Source organism: Lactococcus muris, from assembly GCF_042849115.1.
GTDB lineage: Bacteria > Bacillota > Bacilli > Lactobacillales > Streptococcaceae > Lactococcus > Lactococcus muris.
Genome location: NZ_BAAFQO010000034.1, coordinates 1 through 5,185, shown reverse-complemented (window position 1 = coordinate 5,185; position 5,185 = coordinate 1). Strand labels below are relative to the sequence as shown.

At 40.2% G+C, this 5,185-nt stretch carries 3 protein-coding genes and 1 pseudogene; 2 read left to right on the top strand and 2 right to left on the bottom strand.

The features are described from left to right. A pseudogene (locus tag ACGHCK_RS11305) lies at positions 1-841 on the bottom strand (hypothetical protein); the annotation flags it as partial. A gap of 625 nt (positions 842-1,466) precedes the next feature. Between ACGHCK_RS11305 and ACGHCK_RS11300 the strand changes: the two are divergent. Both ACGHCK_RS11300 and ACGHCK_RS11295 read left to right on the top strand, forming a co-directional pair. Continuing rightward, a complete protein-coding gene (locus tag ACGHCK_RS11300; protein WP_286958094.1) occupies positions 1,467-2,045 on the top strand; it encodes an Ig-like domain-containing protein in 579 nt (192 codons plus the stop codon). Continuing rightward, positions 2,014-3,579 carry a Cna B-type domain-containing protein gene (locus ACGHCK_RS11295; protein WP_251424008.1) on the top strand — a complete coding sequence of 522 codons (1,566 nt, stop codon included), beginning with the start codon at positions 2,014-2,016 and terminating at the stop codon, positions 3,577-3,579. Before ACGHCK_RS11300 ends, ACGHCK_RS11295 begins: the two co-directional genes overlap by 32 nt. Before the next feature lie 326 nt (positions 3,580-3,905). On the opposite strand, the gene ACGHCK_RS11290 is transcribed toward ACGHCK_RS11295, so the two are convergent. Then, on the bottom strand, positions 3,906-5,185 hold a 1,280-nt coding region (locus tag ACGHCK_RS11290; protein ID WP_394304572.1), incomplete at its 5' end, for a Rib/alpha-like domain-containing protein.

Here is a 5,185-nt window from a genome sequence, read left to right as displayed (position 1 = left end):
GTGGATCCACCACCCAGAAGTTCCCCACACGGTCTTGCACTGGCAGGGTATTCCACTGGCTGAGCAACATGACCGGCTGGTCTTGGATGACGGTCTGGCGAGCCGTGTGTGTCCCGTCTTCTGTATCGGGCGGTGTCCCTAAAATCGAAGTGGCTGTACTGCCGTTGGTCCAGTAGCCATCTGTCCCATTCCCGGGATGAGTGACCCCTGTGGCATCTGCTCCGGCATTGGTTCCGTTGGCGCTGACAGAGGTATCGGCCTCTTCTCCCGACTGGGTCCAGTCACGTCCGTCGCCTGCGGCAGCTGTCTTGTGGTTGTCGCGGGCACGGTTAAAGGTCGGCATGAAGTAAGGGGCATTCAGCTGCCCAGAGCCGTCTGTGGCTGCTCGGGGAGTCCAACCGACAGTCCAGCGAGCACGGGCATTGAAGACGGCGCCCGGTCCGACACGTTGACCAACTGTATTTCCTGAGGCTTCTGGGGTCCAAGGGGTCCATGTGCCCGTATCTTCCTTGATGGGTTGAACCGCATTGCCTTCTGCCACCTCTTGTGGGTCGGCTTGAACTAAGGACTCACCATTGATTTCCATGTATTCGAGGAGTTTTACGCGCACCAAGATAGGAGCATCGCCAAAGTTCTCGGCGAAGACGTCCTTGTTGCCTGAGGCGCGGTCAAAGTAGTCGTGCAGGCGGCCAACTTCTTCAAAGTTGACACTGACACTGCGGTCATTGATAGCTCTCTGTGTGAAGGAGAACCAAGCGAAGGTCCCTGAGATGAGCAGCAGGACTGACAATATGGCTAAAAGGATTCCTAGTTTTTTCCTGTTTCTGTTTGTTGCGTGCATTTTATTTCTTCCTTGTATTTCAAATTTTATGGATATGAGAAGTTTTATGACTTTGAAGTCAAAAACGATTATTTTTTAGCTTTAGTGCAGGGCAAAAAACGTCCCAGTTATCCGGAACGTTTTGGTGAATACGAAAAAGAAGGGGAATCTACCGCCTGTTTATGTGTTGTGTTGTGTTGTGTTGCCTGATTATAAGTCATTGGGGGTGTTTCTCCAAATACAATGGTATCTCTCATCATATTTTAACATGTTGCTTAATATTTATGAAATGTTATCATAATGTTTTGTTACATTGATGTTCTTGGAGAGACGGCCATAAAGGTTTAGAAAAACACTTCTTTATGATTGGAAAAGTTTGCTATGTGCGAGCTTCCTCTATACAACAGAGCGCGTGCGAACGGGGATATTCAGAATGTAATGAATGGGAGAAAAAGTTAACAAACAAGAAGCGCTTGATTTTAATCTCATTAACCTTTCGTTCAGCAATTAATATCTTAAAGGATTATATTATTTTTTAACTTAACCATTTATTAAATGAGCAAATTATAGTACAATGAAAGTGTATTCATAATATATATCAGAAAATTTAAACTTTTTCTGATGGATGAGAAAAATAAGGAGGCATATGAAAAAAAATTTACATTTATTTGGTCTTGTAATCTTATTGTTCACATATTTGGCCCTTCCTGTAATAGGAAGTGCTCAAATGCAAGAAGTTATAAACTCAAGTAGTGTACAATTAACAAATAAGATACCTTCTACAAATGACCATCTCAAAAAGCAAAACGCATCTGTTCTCGCTAAGAATTCTGGAGAGAGTGGATTATCCTCTCAAGCACTAGCAGTTAGCCAAGAGAACCAATTAAATTTTAATGCTTTACAGCCTAGGGCTCTTACAAAAATAAAAGAGGTTATCCCTGTTAATGGAATAGACAAAAATTCTGCTACAGATGATAAGGGAAATCCTATTGAGGCGTCGGATTGGATTGCAGGACATTCCTACGATGTCAAATATAACTGGAATATTCCTGATGGGGTAACCATCCATGAAGGAGATACTTCTACTGTTGAGTTACCTGAGGGAGCTGTCTTTGCAAAGAATGAAAACTTCAATATTGTTGATGCCAATGGTAACGTAGTAGGCCGTCTTATTGCAAAAGCAGGGGATAACTTTGGGGACAATCATCTGGTCGAATTATTATGAAACACGCCCCAATAACCGTTTAGGAACCCTCCATTTTGTACTTACAGGAATAAAGCCGGCTCCTGCTGCTAGCGACCTTTCGAAAAATGGTTGGCCAATCACTCAACTCCCAAATGGTCACTATAGCCAGATTCAGTGGCAATTACGCATCAATGTTGACAATAAAAAACTAGAAAATGCAAGCGTTAGTGATCAATTACAAAATGTTAATACACAAACAATTGATACTGATTCATTTACCTTGATGTATACAGATGGAAGTGGACCAGTTCCAACAGCAGACTATACTTTAATTTCAGCTGAAACTGGATTTACAATTACTTTTAATACTCAGATATCAAAGGCAATCGATGTCATGTATACATCTACATTAACGAGAGGAATTCCCTATCTTGTGGATGGAACAAGGATGGTTTTTCCAAATGAAGTAAATATGAAAGCTCCTAATATTGATGCTAAAGCAAGTAAAGATGTTGTCTTGGGGGAAAGAGGAGATGGTGCAGGAGATTATCGCGGGGTAATTTTGTCCAAGATTGATGCTATGACAGGAGAACGTATTCCTCATGTTCATTTTAAGTTAACCAACTCTTTTGGAGATACCATTATGGGTTACGAGGATTTGGTAACAGATGAAAATGGACAAATACATTTGAGTAATTTACTACTCGGAGACTATTCTTTTGTTGAGACACATGCTAAAGAAGGATATGTTATTGATACAACTCCAATCAACTTTTCTATCACTGATGGTCAAGAAAATGCCGTGCAGCTAATAGCAAAAAATGATGAAGCAACAAGTGTCACAGTAACTAAGCATTGGGAGGATAATAATAATCAAGACGGACTTCGTCCAGATTCAGTTCAAGTACAACTCTATGCAAACGGAAAATTTGTAACTACTCAAAAAATAACAGCTGAAAATAATTGGAAGTATTCTTTCACTAATCTTCCTAAATATGAAGAAGGTAAAGAAATTACCTATACAATCACGGAAGAGAGTATTTCAGGTTATACTACAGAGATCAATAATTTTGACATCACGAACCATCATGTACCACAACAAACAGATGTTACAGTAACCAAACATTGGGAGGATAATGATAATCAAGATGGACTTCGTCCAGATTCAATTCAAGTACAACTTTATGCAAATGGTGAGAAGCTAGGTGAAGCAGTTACCTTAAATAAAGATTCCAAGTGGACATATACATGGAAGTCCCTTTCTCAAAAATATGAAGGGAAAGATATTCTTTATACTGTTAAAGAAATTACTAAGGTAAATGGCTATGAGACAATCATAAATGATAGTAATAAAGAGAATATTATTATTACAAATAAACATCATATCGCAAAAACCGATAGAAAGAATAGTCATAATAATGACAATAAAAAAACAACCTCTTCACCACAACATGCTTTACCTAAAACTGGTGAGGATGAAAAAATGGTTTTGATAACTACTGGTATCGGTTTCGTATTTCTAGCAATTACTCTTATCTTTTCCAGCCTCCAACTCAACAGATATAAAAAATAACTGAACAAGGTTGGACTTAGATACGAAATGTCAGAAAGTCAAGAAAAGAAAAAAAGACAGATTCTTTCACGAAAAAGTTTTCTGTCTTTTTTGTACGCACAAAAATGATCCTCTTTGGAAGTTTTTTAAGTTTTGTTAAAGCGGAGAAGATAATCTACTTCTACACTGACATAAAAGGAGTAAAAAACCAAACCATATAAAAAATGCTCAACCACATATTATGTATGTGATTAAGCATTTTTTGTTTTATCTTTATGCTTTGGATAAAATCAAGTTGTCTCGATCTTCATTCTATCCTCACATCAAAGAATTTTTAGAAGTAATAATTAAATTTCTTCTTTCTTACGACGAGTAGCCGCTAAGCCTAAGCCACCTAACAGTGCAGCTCCTAGACCTGCTAAAGCAGCAGAATCATTCTCGCCTGTCGCTGGTAATGCACGACCTGTGTTGTCAGAAGCTACTTTATTTTCAGCAACTGCTTTAACTTCAAGCTTAGTGCTTTCTGGTGAACCACCCTTATCTTGTCCTGTTGGAACAACATCAACTGTATCTGTACGTTTGTCTGCGACAACAACCTTAACAAGAACTTCTTCACTTGAACCGTCTGGATAAGTGATTACTACTACACCTTCTTTTTCACCTGGTGTGCTTGTATCTATTGGTGTCTTCCACTCGTATTTTGTATCTTCTGGAAGATCGCCCTTGTTAGAAATAGCATCTTCAGCTTTTGGTGTTTCGTTCAAGCCTGTGTTAACGTCTTGACCTTTTGGTTCGTACTTGTCTGCATCTGAAGTTACAACAACCTTAACTGGCACTTCTTCGCTTGAACCGTCTGGGTACTTAACAACGACTACAGCGTCTTTTTCACCTGCAGTTGTTGTGTCTACTGGTGTCTTCCACTCGTAAGTTGTACCTTCTGGAAGGTCATCCTTGTTAGAGATACCGTCTTCAGCTTTTGGTGTTTCATTCAAGCCTGTGTTGACGTTTTGACCTTTTGGTTCATTCTTATCTGCGTCTGTACGGCCGTCTGTGACAACAACCTTAACTGGCACTTCTTCGCTTGAACCGTCTGGGTACTTAACAACGACTACAGAATCTTTTTCACCTGGAGTTGTTGTGTCTACCGGTGTCTTCCACTCGTAAGTTGTATCTTCTGGAAGGTCGCCCTTGTTAGAAATAGCATCTTCGGCTTTTGGTGTTTCGTTCAAGCCTGTGTTAACGTCTTGACCTTTTGGTTCGTACTTGTCTGCATCTGAAGTTACAACAACCTTAACTGGCACTTCTTCGCTTGAACCGTCTGGGTATTTAACAACGACTACAGCATCTTTTTCACCTGCAGTTGTTGTGTCTACTGGTGTCTTCCACTCGTAAGTTGTACCTTCTGGAAGGTCACCCTTGTTAGAGATACCGTCTTCAGCTTTTGGTGTTTCATTCAAGCCTGTGTTGACGTTTTGACCTTTTGGTTCGTTCTTATCTGCATCTGTACGGCCGTCTGTGACAACAACCTTAACTGGCACTTCTTCGCTTGAACCGTCTGGGTACTTAACAACGACTACAGCATCTTTTTCACCTGCAGTTGTTGTGTCTACTGGTGTCTTCCACTCGT

What these genes read in the sequence shown, in the direction of transcription:
- ACGHCK_RS11300 (WP_286958094.1), top strand. Translation starts at nt 1,467, where the DNA reads ATGAAAAAAAATTTACATTTATTTGGTCTTGTAATCTTATTGTTCACA.